Here is a 13,164-nt window from a genome sequence, read left to right on the forward strand (position 1 = left end):
CATGGGCTCGGTGGACACGGCGGCGTCGACGAGGCCGCCGGAGGGGCGGGGACCCGCACTCCTGGAGGAGGCGATCGGGTACGCGCTGCGCGCGCTGGAGGACGTGACGCCCGCGGCCCTGGGCCGTCCGACGCCCTGCCGGGGCTGGGACCTCGAAACGCTGCTGCGGCACACCGGCGAGTCGCTGGCGGCGCTGCTGGAGGCCGTCGACACCGGCCGCGTCCGCCTCGTCCCGCGCCCGGAGGCGGGGCCGGAGGAGGGGAAGGAGCCGATCGCGGTGTTCCGCGAGGGCGCGGAGCGGCTCCTCGGCGCCTGGACGGAGGCCCCCGGCCCGGTCACCGTCGGCGGATCCGCCCTCTGCGCGGACCTCGTCGCCGGGACGGGCGCCATCGAGATCGCCGTGCACGGCTGGGACGTCGCGCAGGCCGCCGGCCGGCCCCGCCCCGTCCCGCCCGCGCTCGCCGGGGCCCTGCTGGAACTCGCGCCGACGCTGGTCTCCGGCGCCACCCGGCACGGGCTGTTCGCCCCGCCCGTCCCGGTGCCCGGCACGGCCGGGGCGGGCGAGCGGCTGCTCGCCTACCTCGGGCGCGACCCGGCGGGCCGCCCCGGCTGACCTCGGCCCCCGGCGGCGGCGCCGGCCGCGTCGGCCGCCGCGCGCGCCTCCCGCGCCGCGTCCTCGGCGCGGGAGAGGGCCCGCTCGGCCCGCTCGGCCCGGTGCTCCGCCGCGTCGCGGTCGGCGACGGCCCGCTCCAGCTCGTGCCGCAGCCGCCCCACCTCGCCGGCCGCCGACCCGGCCGCCGCCCTCGCCTCCGCGGCCCGCTCCCGGTGCCCGGCGAGCGCGGCCTCCGCCTCGTCGGCGCGCCTGCGCAGCGTCTCCGCCCGCCGCACCCGCGCCGCACTCGGTTTGGGCTCCGGCTTGGGCTCGGGTTTCGGTTCGGGCCTCGGCTTGGGCTTCTCGGCCTCGGCCCGCTTCCGCCGCGTCCCGGCGCGCTCGTCCTTCGCGGGCGCCTTCCGGGGCCGCGCCGCCCTCTCGGCGGGCGTGGGGAAGCCCACCGGGCCGAAGCCGCTGTGGCTGCGCGGCTGCGCGAGGCGGCCCTCGCGGACCTCGTCCGCGACGTCCGGGTCGACGGTCGCGGCCTGGAGCGTGTCCTCGACCTCCCGGACGGCCTGGTCGCGCAGCGGACGGCCCGCCGCCGAGGCCAGCTCGCCCGCCGTCCGCACCAGGTCGCGGACGAGCCCCGCCCGGCGCCGCTCCAGGTCGCCGAGGCCGCCCGACCCCCACGCCGCCCGGATCTCCCCGCCGACGTCCAGCAGGCGGCCGAGGTCGTCCGCGGCGGAGCGGGCGAGCTGGTTGACCGCCCACGCCGGGAGCGTCGGGCGGCGCAGCGCGCCGAGGCGCTTGGCGAGCGCGGCGTCGCCCTCGTCCCTGGCCCGCCGCGACAGCCGGGTCCTGACCGCCACGAACTCGTCCGGGGTGACGCCGTACAGCTCCCCGGCGGCGCTGGAGAAGTCCACGACCGGTCTCTACCCGCTCCGCGCCCGCTGGACGAGGACCGGGCGCCGTGCCTATACTCGCCAACGAGTATTCGTATCCGAGGAGCTGAGATGGCCAAGCGGCGCAAGGTGGGCAACCTCCTCGCCCTCGCCGTGCTCTCGACGGTCACCGCCAGGCCGATGCACCCGTACGAGATGGCCTCGCTGATGCGCGCCCGGGGCAAGGACCGCGACATCGACATCAAGTGGGGGACGCTCTACACCGTCGTCCGCAACCTGGAGAAGCACGGCTTCCTCGCCGTCGAGGGGAGCGTGCGCGAGGGGGCGCGGCCGGAGCGGACCGTCTACCGCATCACCGACGCCGGGCGCGAGGAGCTCGCCGACTGGGTCCGCGAGCTGGTCGCGGTCCCCGAGCGCGAGTCCCCGCGCTTCGTCGCCGCGCTCTCGGTGCTCGGCGCGCTCGGCCCGGACGAGGCGTCGGAGCTGATGCGGCGCCGGCTGGGCACGCTGGAGCGGGAGATCGCCGAGCAGGACGCGGCGCTCGCGGACGCGGCGGACGTCCCCCGCGTCTTCCTCATCGAGTCCGAGTACGAGCTGGCCATGCGCAGGGCGGAGGCCGCCTGGGTGCGCGCCCTGCTGGCCGACATCGCCGCGGGCACGTTGCAGGGCCTGGACCTGTGGCGCGCCTTCCACGAGACCGGCGAGATACCGCCCGAGATGGCGGAGCTGGCGGAGAGGGGCGCCGAGGAGTAGCCGAAGAAGGGCCCCGGCGGAGGTGCGGCAACACCTCCGCCGGGGCCGGGAACCCACCACCCGACCCGCTCGCGGAGCGGGCCCCGGCGGCGAGACCGCAGTCACAGCCTAGCCCGGGGCCCTCCGCGGACAACGGAGGAGACCATGGCTCACGCCATCGAGGCCGACGGCCTCGTGAAGAACTACCCCGGCGACGTCCGGGCCCTGGACGGACTGTCGATCACCCTCGGGCAGGGCGAGATCCTCGGGCTGCTCGGCCCGAACGGCGCCGGCAAGTCCACCACCGTCAAGATCCTCACCACGCTGGTCAGGCCGGACGCCGGCACGGCGGCGGTGGCCGGGCACGACGTGCTCCGCCGCCCCGACCGGGTCCGCCGCGTCATCGGCGTCGTGTCGCAGCGCTCGGGCGCCGACCCCGAGGCCACCGGCCGCGAGAACCTCGTCCTGCAGGCCCGGCTGTACGGGACGGGCGGCGCGCAGGCCCGCCGCCGCGCCGACGAGCTGCTGGAGCGGTTCGGGCTGGGGGAGGCGGCCTCCCGGAAGGTGAAGACCTATTCCGGGGGGACGCGGCGGCGGCTGGACGTGGCGCTCGGCCTCGTCCACCGGCCGCGCGTGCTGTTCCTGGACGAGCCCACCACCGGCCTCGACCCGGAGGCGCGCGCGTCGATGTGGGCGGAGATCGCCGCCCTCGCCGGGGACGAGGCCCTGGCGATCCTGCTCACCACCCACTACCTGGACGAGGCCGACCGGCTCGCGCGGCGGCTGGCCATCGTCGACCGGGGCGGTGTCGTCGCCGAGGGCACGCCGGACGCGCTGAAGGGCGAGCTGCGCGGCGACGCCGTCCACCTGGAGTGGGGCGAGACCCCCGAGGAGGCGCCGGTGCGGGCCGCGCTCGGCCGGCTGCCCGGCCTCCGCGACGTGGTCCTGGACGGCCCGCGGCTCAGCGCGCGCGCCGACGACGGCGCCGCCGCCGTGCCCGCCGTCCTCGCCGCGCTCGACCAGGCCGGGGTGCCGGCCGCCGCGGTGACCGTCGCGCGACCGTCCCTGGACGACGTCTACCTGCGCTACGCGGGCCGCCGCTTCGCCCAGGCCGACACCGCGGGCACCGCCGACGCGGCCGCCGAGCCCGCCGCCACGGGAGGCGCCCGATGACCGCCCTGATCGCCGGGACCTGGTGGATGACGCACCGCCGGCTGTCCGCGCTCGTCCGCAACCCCGCGATGCTGATCATGTCGCTCGCCCAGCCGGTCATCTGGCTGTTCCTGTTCGGCCAGCTCTTCAAGCGGGTCGTGGAGCTGCCCGGCTTCGGCGCCGGGTCCTACCTGGACTACCTCGTCCCCGGCGTCGTGATCATGAACGCGGTGTCGCTGAACTCCTTCGCCGGGATGGCCACGCTCGACGAGATCGAGCGCGGCACCCTCAACCGGTTCCTGGTCACCCCGGTGCGGCGGAGCGCGCTCGCCAACGCGGGCGTGATCGAGCAGGCGCTCAGCACCGCGTTCCAGTCGCTGGTCATCATCGCGCTCGGCTGGGCCGGCGGCGCGCACTACCCGGGCGCCGCCGCCGGGCTGCCGATCCTCGTCGCGGCGTCGGTGCTGATCGGCGTCGTGCTCGCCGAGCTGTCCACCACGCTCGCGCTGCTGGTGCGCGACCGGAACACCATCATCATGCTGAACGTGATGCTGCTGCTCCCGCTGACGTTCCTGTCCTCGGCGTTCATGGCCAAGGGCCTGATGCCGGGCTGGATGCGGCACGTCGCGTCCGGGAACCCGGTGAGCTGGGCCCTGGACGCCGGACGCGCGGCGCTCGCCGACGACCCGGACTGGGGCGCGGTCGCGGGGCACGCCGCCCCGCTGCTGGCGCTGGCGGCGGCGACGGTGGGGCTCGCGGTCTTCTCCTTCCGCAGCTACCAGAGGTCGCAGTGACGGCGGTGGCGCCCGGTCAGCGGGTGTCGAGGAACCGGTCCAGGACGCGGGTGCCGAAGGCCAGGCCGTCCAGCGGGACGCGCTCGTCGACCCCGTGGAACATGCCGAAGTAGTCCAGGTCCGGGCCGAGGAACAGCGGCGCGAACCCGAAGCTCGCGATGCCGAGCCCGTGGAAGGACTTGGCGTCGGTGCCGCCCGGCATCACATACGGGACGGGACGCGCCGCCGGGTCCTCGGCGCGGAGCGCGGCGGCGAGATCGGCGAAGGTGGCGCCCGCCGGATCGGCGGCGGGCGCCTCCTCGTAGTTGACGAACTCGCGCGTCACCTTCGGGCCGAGCAGCCGGTCGATCGTGGCCAGGAACTCCTCGCCGGTGCCCGGCAGGTACCGGCCGTCGACCTGCGCGGTCGCGGTCCCCGGCACGACGTTGATCTTGTATCCGGCGTCCAGCCGGGTCGGGTTGGCCGAGTTGCGGATCGTCCCCGCGAACAGCCGCCCGGCCGGCCCGAGCCGCCGCGCCTCCTCGTCGAGGCGGTCGTGGTCGATCGTGGTGCCGAGCGCGGCGGCCAGGCCGTCCAGCAGCGCCCGGACGCCCGGCGTCAGGCGGACGGGCCACTCGTGGGAGGCGATGCGCGAGACCGCGTGCGCGATCTCGGCGACCGGGTTGTCGGGCGCGGGCTTGGAGCCGTGCCCCGCGGTGCCGTGCGCGGTCAGCCGCATCCAGGTCGTGCCGCGCTCGCCGGTCGCGATCGGATAGATCCGGGCGCCGCCCGCGTGGACGCTGAAGCCGCCCGACTCGCTGATCGCCTCGGTGCACCCCTCGAAGACCTCCGGGTGCTCGCGGGCCACGAACCGGGAGCCGAGGTCGCCCGTGCACTCCTCGTCGGCGAGGAAGGCCAGCACCAGGTCGCCCCGGGTGCGGCGGCCCTCGCGCAGCCGCCGCCGGACGGTCGCGAGCGTCATCGCGAGCGTGCCCTTCATGTCGACCGCGCCGCGCCCCCACACGCATCCGTCCCGCACCTCGCCCGAGAAGGGCGGAACGCTCCACTCCGACGCCTCGGCGGGCACCACGTCGAGATGCCCGTGGATCAGGAACGGCGGGTGCGAGGGGTCGGTGCCCGGGATCCGCGCCAGCAGGCTGGCGCGGCCGGGGGCGGACTCCACGATCGTGCCGGCGACGCCCACCTCGTCCAGCAGCGCGGCGACGTACTCGGCGGCCGGACGCTCCGGACGGGCCACGCCCTCGCCCCGGTTCGTGGTGTCGATGCGGATCAGCGCGGAGCAGATCTCCGCCGCCTCAGCCCCGGCCGCCTCAGCCCCGGCCGCCTCAGCCCCGGCCGCCTCGGCGGCCCTGGGCGCCGGAGCGGCCCCGACGTCCTCGCGCACCTTCGGTTCCGTCACGCCGATACCCACCTTTCGCAACAAACCTTCATTTTCCCCCCGCGCTGACCTCTGTCAACCAATGATCAAGAACGTATCGATCCGGTTTCGAATCGTTCAGCGCCGTACCCAAATCATCCCGCCGGTACGACGCTGCCACCAATCTGAAGAGCGCGGGCGGATGCCACGCCGCGTACGCGACAGGGCACGAGGAGGAGCATGACCAGCCTCAGGGGTGCGAGCCGTGACGTCCACCGGCGCAGGCGCGGCCGGCGCGCGACGGCGGCGCTGGGCGCGGCGGCGCTGGCGGCCACGCTCGGGTTGTCGGCCTGCGGCGGCGGGGCGGAGGCGGGCGACGGCACGTTCACCGCCGGCCACCCCGAGCCCGACCACCTCGTGCCGGGCAACACCACCAGCAGCTACGCCTTCGACGTCCTCGGCAACCTGTTCGACAACCTCGTGGGGCTCACCCCGGACGGCAAGGGCTACAACCTCGCGGCCGAGTCGGTCACCAGCGACGACCAGAAGGTCTGGACGATCAAGGTCAGGCCGGGCCGGAGGTTCCACAACGGCGAGCCGGTCACCGCCGCCAGCTTCGCCGACGGGTGGAACAACGCCGCCTACGGTCCGCACGCCTACAACGCCAACGACTACTTCTCGCACATCAAGGGGTACGCGGAGATGAACCCCGAGGACGAGAACGCCAAGCCGGAGGCCGACACGCTGTCGGGCGTGCGGGTGGTCGACCAGAACACGCTGAAGGTCACGCTCAACGACCCGTTCAACCAGTTCCCGCTACTGCTGACCTACCCGGCGTTCGCGCCGATGCCGAAGGCCGGGCTGAAGGACCTCCGCGCGTTCGAGGAGCACCCCATCGGCAACGGCCCGTACATGATGAGCGGGAAGTGGGAGCGCAACAAGCAGATCAAACTCGTCGCCTACCCCGGTTACACCGGGCCGCGCAAGCCGAAGAACAAGGGCGTGACCTGGAAGAGCTACTCCAGCGCCGACACCGCCTACACCGACCTGCGGGCGGGCCGCATCGACGTCTACCAGACGATCCCGGCCGGGAAGGTGCCCGAGGCCAAGCGGCTGCTGGGCGACAAGTTCCTGCCGCGCAAGATGGGCACGATCGACTACCTGGGCTTCCCGGTCTTCGACAAGCGGTTCGCGAACCCCGACCTGCGGCGCGCGATCTCGATGGCGATCGACCGGCAGGGCATCAACAAGGCGGTCTACAACGGCGACTACATCCCCGCCGACTCGCTGCTCCCCGCGATCATCGCCGGGCACCGGCCGAACGCGTGCGGCGAGCTGTGCACCTTCAACCCGGCGAAGGCCAAGGAGCTGTACGCCAGGTCGGGCGGGTTCAAGGGGACGCTGGAGCTGTACTTCTCCAACGCGCAGCCGACCTACTACCAGTGGATGCAGATCGTCGCGAACTCGCTGCGGCAGAACCTCGGCATCCAGGACATCCAGTTCCGGCAGGTCCCCGCGTCCGACTACTTCGGGATGCTGAACAAGCGCACCGAGAAGGGCCCCTACCGGCAGAACTGGGAGGCCGACTACCCGAGCGCCCAGAACTACCTGGAGAACATGTGGCTGTCGAGCGCCAACCGCATGGGGTGGACGAGCAAGGAGTTCGACGGCCTCGTCGGCAAGGCGAACCGGACGGCCGACCCGCAGGAGGCGCTCAGGTTCTACAACCAGGCCGAGGACGTCGCGATCCGCGAGATGCCGATGATCCCGCTGTGGACGTGGGCGGGCCAGGGCGGGCGCTCCGACCGGGTCGGCAACGTCACCATCACCCCGTACGCGACGGGTCTCCTCGCCTACGAAGTGACCGTGAAGTAGCCGGCGATGTGGCGCTACGTCCTCAGGCGGCTGCTCCAGGCGGTCCCCGTCTTCATCGGCACGACGCTGCTCATCTACGCGATGGTGTTCGCCCTGCCGGGCGACCCGATCCAGGCCCTCGCGGGGGACAAGCCCATCCCGGAGAACGTCCTCCAGACGCTGCGGGAGCGCTACAACCTCAACGACCCGCTGCTGGTGCAGTACGGCAAGTACATGTGGGGCCTGCTCCAGGGCAACCTCGGCGAGAACTACACGGGCCAGAAGGTGTCGGAGATGCTCTCGGGGCGCTGGACGGTGACCGCGCAGCTCGCCGTCACCGCCTGGCTGTTCGAGCTGGCCCTCGGGCTCCTGCTCGGCGTGTGGGCGGGCCTGCGGCGCGGGAGGCTCGCCGACACCCTCGTCCTCGGCGGGACGACGCTGCTGATCGCGGTGCCGGTGTTCGTGCTCGGCTACACCGCGCAGATCCTGCTGGGCCTGCACTGGAAGGTCTTCCCCACGGCCGGGACCGACGACGGCTGGCCGATGAGCTACCTGCTGCCCGGGATGGTGCTCGGCTCGCTCGGGCTCTCCTACGTCGCGCGGCTCACCCGCACCAGCCTCGCCGAGAACCTGCGCGCCGACTACGTGCGGACCGCGAACGCCAAGGGGCTGTCGCGGGCGCGGGTCGTCGGGCGGCACGCGCTGCGCAACTCGCTGATCCCCGTCGTGACCTACCTCGGCGTGGACTTCGGGTCGCTGATGGGCGGCGCGGTCGTCACCGAGGGGATCTTCAACCTCCCCGGCATCGGGCAGCAGGTGTTCCAGTCGATCCAGCTCAAGGAGGGGCCGGTCGTGGTCGGCGCGGTCACCGTGCTGGTGCTGATCTTCCTGCTCGTCAACCTGCTGGTGGACCTGCTGTACGGGTTCCTGGACCCCCGGATCAGGTACGAGTGAGGGCGGCCGCACGGGTGAGGGCACGGGTGAGGGCGACCGACGGAGCGCGCGCGGGCGCGGTGAGGCGTGGGCGATGAAGACCGATGAACCGGGCGTGCCGGGCCCCGAACCGGCGGTGGCGGCCGCCGAGCCCGCGGCGGCGGCGCTCGCCGTCGCGGGCGGCGAGATCGGCCGGGCGTCGCTGTGGGACGACGCGTGGCGCGACCTGCGGCGCCGCTGGGTGTTCTGGGCGTCGGCGGTGTTCCTCGCGCTGGTCGCGGTGATGGCGGCCGTCCCGAGGCTGTTCACCTCCAAGGGCGTCAACGAGGGCTGCGACCCGAACAGCGCGAAGCTCGGCCCGTCCGGCGGCCACTGGTTCGGCACCGACCTCGCGGGCTGCGACTACTACGCGCACGTCGTGCACGGCGCCCGGCCGACGCTGCTGATCGGCGTCGCGGTCACGCTGTTCGCGTTCGCGATCGCGCTGGTGTTCGGGATGCTCGCGGGCTACTACGGCGGGCTGCTGGACGCGCTGGTCGCCCGGATCACCGACGTGTTCTTCGGGCTGCCGTTCGTGCTCGGCGCCACCGTGATCCTGGTGGCCTTCCCGAGCCACGGCGTCGGCGCGATGACGCTGGTGCTGGTGCTGCTCGGCTGGACGACGATGATCCGGATCATGCGCGGCCAGGTCATCTCGGTCAGGGACGCCGACTACGTGCAGGCCGCGCGGCTGCTCGGCGCGTCCGACGCGCGGATCATGGCCCGGCACATCCTGCCGAACGCGCTCGCCCCGGTGATCGTCGTCGCGACCCTCAACGTCGGGAACGTGATCGCCGGGGAGGCGACGCTGGACTTCCTCGGCGTCGGCCTCCAGTACCCGCAGGTGTCGTGGGGCCTCCAGCTCAACCAGGCCAAGGACGCCTTCGTCGACCACCCCCACCTGCTGGTGTTCCCCGCGGTGCTGCTGTCGGCCACGGTGCTGAGCTTCCTGATGCTCGGCGACGCCGTCCGCGACGCCCTCGACCCGAAGCTGCGGTGAGCAGGAGATGACGGCGGAGATGACGACGGACCTGGGGAAAGACGGCGCGCCGCTCCTCGCGGTGGACGACCTGCACGTGCGGTTCGACGTCCGGGGCCAGGACGTGCGGGCGGTGAACGGCCTGTCCTACACCCTCGCCGAGGGCGAGACGGTCGCGATCCTCGGCGAGTCGGGGTCGGGCAAGAGCGTGGCGGCGCAGGCCGTCATGGGCATCCTCGACACCCCGCCCGCGCGGATCGCGCGCGGGTCGGTGCGGCTGCGCGGCGAGGAGCTGCTCGGCCTGCCCGAGCGCCGCCGCCGCGCCTACCGGGGCGACCGCATCTCGATGATCTTCCAGGACGCGCTGACCGCGCTGAACCCGGTGTTCACGGTCGGCGACCAGATCCGCGAGATGTACCAGGTGCACCGGGGCATGCGGCGCAAGGAGGCGACGGCGAAGGCCGTGGAGCTGATGGAGCGGGTGCGGATCCCGTCGGCGGCCAGGCGGCTCGGCGACCACCCGCACCAGTTCTCCGGCGGCATGCGCCAGCGCATCATGATCGCGATGGCGCTGGCGCTGGAGCCGGACGTGCTGATCGCCGACGAGCCCACCACCGCGCTGGACGTGACCGTCCAGGCGCAGATCATGCGGCTGCTCGCGGCGCTCCAGGACGAGCTGCGGATGGGCATGGTGCTGATCACCCACGACCTCGGGGTCGTCGCGGGCGTCGCGGACCGGATCGTCGTGATGTACGCGGGGTCGGTCGCCGAGCGGGCGCCCGCGCGGGAGCTGTACGCGCGGCCCGCCCACCCCTACACGCGGGGGCTGCTGGCCTCGGTGCCGCGCCTGGACCGGCGCGGCGCGCCGCTCGTCCCGATCAAGGGGGCGCCGCCGAACCCGGCGGCGCTGCCGCCCGGCTGCGCGTTCGCGCCGCGCTGCCCGCGCGCCGAGGCGCTGTGCTCGGCGGAGCCGCCGCCGCTGGTGACCGTCGCGCCCGGCCACGAGTCCGCCTGCCACTTCGCCCCGGAGGTGCACGGTGCCGCAGCCGAGTGAGGACCCCATCCTGCGGGTGGAGGGCCTGGTCAAGCACTACCCGGTGACCCGCGGGGTGCTGCTGAAGCGGGCCGTCGGGCAGGTCCGGGCCGTGGACGGCGTCGACCTGGAGCTGGCGCGCGGCGAGACGCTCGGCGTCGTCGGGGAGTCGGGGTGCGGGAAGTCGACGCTCGCCAAGCTGCTGCTCGCGGCCGAGCGCCCCACCGCCGGGACCGTCCGGTTCGAGGGGCGCGACGTCTTCGCGCTGCCGCGGGGCGAGCTGCGCGCGCTGCGGCGCCGCGTCCAGATGGTCATGCAGGACCCCTACTCCTCCCTCAACCCCCGGATGACGGTCGGCGACATCGTGGGGGAGCCGTTCGCGATCCACCCCGACGCGGCGCCCAAGGGGGAGCGGCGCGCCCGCGTCCAGGAGCTGCTGGAGCTGGTCGGCCTCGACCCGGACCACGTCAACCGCTACCCGCACCAGTTCTCCGGCGGGCAGCGCCAGCGCGTCGGGATCGCCCGCGCCCTCGCGCTGCGCCCCGACGTGATCGTCTGCGACGAGCCGGTGTCGGCGCTGGACGTGTCCGTGCAGGCGCAGGTCATGAACCTGCTCGCGAGCCTCCAGCGCGAGCTGGGCGTGGCGTATGTGTTCATCGCGCACGACCTGGCGGCGGTCCGCCACATCTCCGACCGCGTCGCGGTCATGTACCTCGGCAAGGTCGTGGAGACCGGCGACGGCGCGCAGATCTACGAGCACCCGACCCACCCCTACACGCAGGCGCTGCTGTCGGCCGTCCCCGTCCCCGACCCGGACGCGCCGGGCTTCGCCGAGGGGTTCCGGCTGGAGGGGGAGCCGCCCTCGCCGCTGGACCCGCCGTCCGGGTGCCGGTTCCGCACCCGCTGCTGGAAGGCGCGCGACGTCTGCGCCGCCGACGAGCCCGCGCTCGCGGCGCGCGACGGCTCCGCGCACCCGAGCGCCTGCCACTTCGCCGCCGAGGACCACGCCCCGGGGAGCGCCCCGGACGCCACCCCGGACGAGCGCCCCGAGGCGGTTCCGTAGGGTGGGGTCATGGCACGCAAGGGCAGGCGGGGTCCCTGGCCCGACCGGTACCCGATCGCCGGGGGAGAGGCCGAGTTCCTGCGCGACACCGACCGGGACGGCGGCTGGATGCTGCTGGTGGGCGGGGTCCCGCAGTCGTATGTGGACCTGTCCGACCCGACCTACCTCGACTTCGAGTACATGCGGCTCATGGGCGACTGCGTCGACGCGATCGCCCCGGAGGGCGACGCGCTCGACGCGGTGCACATCGGCGGCGCCGGATGCACGCTGCCGCGCTACGTCGCCGCGACCCGCCCCGGCTCGCGGCAGGTCGTGCTGGAGCCGGACGGCGAACTCGTGGCGGTCGTCCGCGAGCGGCTCCCCGTCAAGGGCGTGCCGGGGCTGAGGATCCGCGTCACCGACGGGCGCGCCGGGATCGCCGCGCTGCCCGACGCCGCCGACGACCTGGTCGTGATGGACGCGTTCGCCGAGGCGTCGATGCCGGTCGAGCTGGCCACCCGCGAGTTCGTCGAGGACGTCGCGCGGGTGCTGCGCCCCGGCGGCGCGTACCTGGTCAACGTCGCCGACGGGTTCCGGCTGCCGTTCGCCCGCCGGGTCGCCGCGACGGTCCGCTCGGTGTTCCCGCAAGCGCTGCTGATGGGCGACCCGGGCGTGCTGCGGGGGCGCCGGTTCGGCAACCTGATCGTCGCCGCGTCCCGGGCGCCGCTGCCGGTGGACGTGCTGACCCGCCGCGCGGCGGGCGGCATCACCCGGGCCCGCGTCGTGGAGGGCCACGACCTGGCCGGCTTCTGCGCCGGCGTCGCGCCGCTGCGCGACGGCGAGGAGGTCACCGCGCCCGTCCCGCCGCCGCGGACCTTCGGCAAGTCCTGACGTCCGCCGGCGCCGCCCGGCGCCGGCATGGAGGGGAGCACATGATCATCGTGACCGGGGCGAGCGGCACGCTCGGCCGCCCGCTCACCCGGGCCCTGCGGGCCGCCGGCGCGGACGTGCGCGGGCTCAGCCGAGGCGCCAGGGAACCCGCGGACGGCATGGCCTGGGCCAGGGGCGACCTGGCGACCGGGGAGGGCGTCCGCGCCGCGCTGGAGGGCGCCGAGACGATCGTGCACTGCGCCAGCGACCCCCGGCACCCCAAGAGCGACCTGCCCGCCGCCCGCAACCTCATCGAGGCCGCGCGGGAGCAGGGCGCGCCCCACCTCGTCTACGTCTCGATCGTCGGCGTCGACCGGATCCCCTACCGCTACTACACGATCAAGCACACGGTCGAGCGGATGATCGAGAAGTCGGGGCTGCCCTACACGATCCTGCGCGCCACGCAGTTCCACTCGCTGCCCGCCGCCGTCCTGGACTACCTCTCCCGGGCCCCGGGCGTCATGCCGCTGCCGACCGGGCTGCGCTGCCAGCCGGTCGAGGTCGCCGAGGTCGCCGACCGGCTCGCCGGGTTCGCGCTCGGCGCCGGGCCCGCCCGCCGCGCCGACGACATGGGCGGCCCGGAGGTGCTGACGCTGGAGGAGATGGCGCGCACCTACCTGCTGGCCCGAGGGCGGCGCCGCACGCGGCTGCCGCTGCCGGTTCCGGGCCGGGCGATGCGCGGGTTCCGGGCCGGCCTGCACCTCGCCCCGGGCGGCGCCACGGGCCGCCGGACATGGCAGGAGTTCCTCGACGCGTCTTTTCCCAGATAGCGGCGCATATACGCGAAATCAGCGGCGGGTGAAAGGCGCCCACGTGTCCGCGGAT

Annotated in this window: 13 protein-coding genes; 11 read left to right on the forward strand and 2 right to left on the reverse strand. The window is 74.4% G+C overall.

Annotation, left to right across the window (positions count from 1 at the left end):
* Position 1 precedes the first annotated feature (1 nt).
* The gene (locus GNZ18_RS37130) at positions 2–613 is read left to right on the forward strand and encodes a TIGR03086 family metal-binding protein (protein ID WP_156221657.1); all 612 of its coding nucleotides are present in this window, start codon (positions 2–4) and stop codon (positions 611–613) included.
* Here the strand turns inward: GNZ18_RS37130 and GNZ18_RS37135 are convergent.
* Complete coding sequence (locus GNZ18_RS37135) at positions 577–1,515, reverse strand: hypothetical protein (RefSeq protein ID WP_156221659.1); 939 nt, start codon at positions 1,513–1,515, stop codon at positions 577–579. The two genes, GNZ18_RS37130 and GNZ18_RS37135, sit on opposite strands and share 37 nt — an antisense overlap.
* A 90-nt stretch (positions 1,516–1,605) precedes the next feature.
* Here GNZ18_RS37135 and GNZ18_RS37140 point away from each other — a divergent pair, with 90 nt between their 5' ends.
* The 3 genes from GNZ18_RS37140 (at position 1,606) to GNZ18_RS37150 (ending at position 4,172) form a co-directional block, all read left to right on the forward strand.
* Positions 1,606–2,247, forward strand: a complete 642-nt coding sequence (locus tag GNZ18_RS37140; protein ID WP_156221661.1) for a PadR family transcriptional regulator — start codon at positions 1,606–1,608, stop codon at positions 2,245–2,247.
* 144 nt (positions 2,248–2,391) lie between these two features.
* Positions 2,392–3,399 carry an ATP-binding cassette domain-containing protein gene (locus GNZ18_RS37145; protein WP_156221663.1) on the forward strand — a complete coding sequence of 336 codons (1,008 nt, stop codon included), beginning with the start codon at positions 2,392–2,394 and terminating at the stop codon, positions 3,397–3,399.
* Positions 3,396–4,172 carry an ABC transporter permease gene (locus tag GNZ18_RS37150; protein WP_156221665.1) on the forward strand — a complete coding sequence of 259 codons (777 nt, stop codon included), beginning with the start codon at positions 3,396–3,398 and terminating at the stop codon, positions 4,170–4,172. Before GNZ18_RS37145 ends, GNZ18_RS37150 begins: the two co-directional genes overlap by 4 nt.
* A 16-nt stretch (positions 4,173–4,188) precedes the next feature.
* Here the strand turns inward: GNZ18_RS37150 and GNZ18_RS37155 are convergent, their stop codons facing one another.
* Positions 4,189–5,571, reverse strand: coding sequence for a M20/M25/M40 family metallo-hydrolase (locus GNZ18_RS37155; protein ID WP_312874957.1), 1,383 nt, complete (start codon positions 5,569–5,571; stop codon positions 4,189–4,191).
* A gap of 198 nt (positions 5,572–5,769) precedes the next feature.
* On the opposite strand from GNZ18_RS37155, the gene GNZ18_RS37160 reads away from it, so the two are divergent.
* From GNZ18_RS37160 to GNZ18_RS37190, 7 genes are all read left to right on the forward strand, one after another.
* On the forward strand, positions 5,770–7,404 hold the full coding sequence (locus GNZ18_RS37160) for a peptide ABC transporter substrate-binding protein (protein ID WP_156221669.1): 1,635 nt from the start codon (positions 5,770–5,772) through the stop codon (positions 7,402–7,404).
* 6 nt (positions 7,405–7,410) lie between these two features.
* Positions 7,411–8,337, forward strand: a complete 927-nt coding sequence (locus GNZ18_RS37165) for an ABC transporter permease (RefSeq protein ID WP_156221671.1) — start codon at positions 7,411–7,413, stop codon at positions 8,335–8,337.
* Between the two features lie 73 nt (positions 8,338–8,410).
* A complete protein-coding gene (locus tag GNZ18_RS37170) occupies positions 8,411–9,355 on the forward strand; it encodes an ABC transporter permease (protein WP_156221673.1) in 945 nt (314 codons plus the stop codon).
* 19 nt (positions 9,356–9,374) lie between these two features.
* A complete protein-coding gene (locus tag GNZ18_RS37175; RefSeq protein ID WP_216651568.1) occupies positions 9,375–10,388 on the forward strand; it encodes an ABC transporter ATP-binding protein in 1,014 nt (337 codons plus the stop codon).
* Positions 10,372–11,430: an ABC transporter ATP-binding protein gene (locus tag GNZ18_RS37180; RefSeq protein ID WP_214620980.1), complete on the forward strand. Its 1,059-nt coding sequence runs from the start codon at positions 10,372–10,374 to the stop codon at positions 11,428–11,430. The genes GNZ18_RS37175 and GNZ18_RS37180 overlap by 17 nt, the downstream gene beginning before the upstream one ends.
* A 9-nt stretch (positions 11,431–11,439) precedes the next feature.
* Positions 11,440–12,300, forward strand: coding sequence for a spermidine synthase (locus GNZ18_RS37185; RefSeq protein ID WP_156221677.1), 861 nt, complete (start codon positions 11,440–11,442; stop codon positions 12,298–12,300).
* A gap of 41 nt (positions 12,301–12,341) precedes the next feature.
* Complete coding sequence (locus GNZ18_RS37190) at positions 12,342–13,109, forward strand: SDR family oxidoreductase (RefSeq protein WP_156221679.1); 768 nt, start codon at positions 12,342–12,344, stop codon at positions 13,107–13,109.
* The last annotated feature ends 55 nt before the right edge of the window (positions 13,110–13,164 follow it).

Source organism: Actinomadura litoris, assembly GCF_009733595.1.
GTDB lineage: Bacteria > Actinomycetota > Actinomycetes > Streptosporangiales > Streptosporangiaceae > Spirillospora > Spirillospora litoris.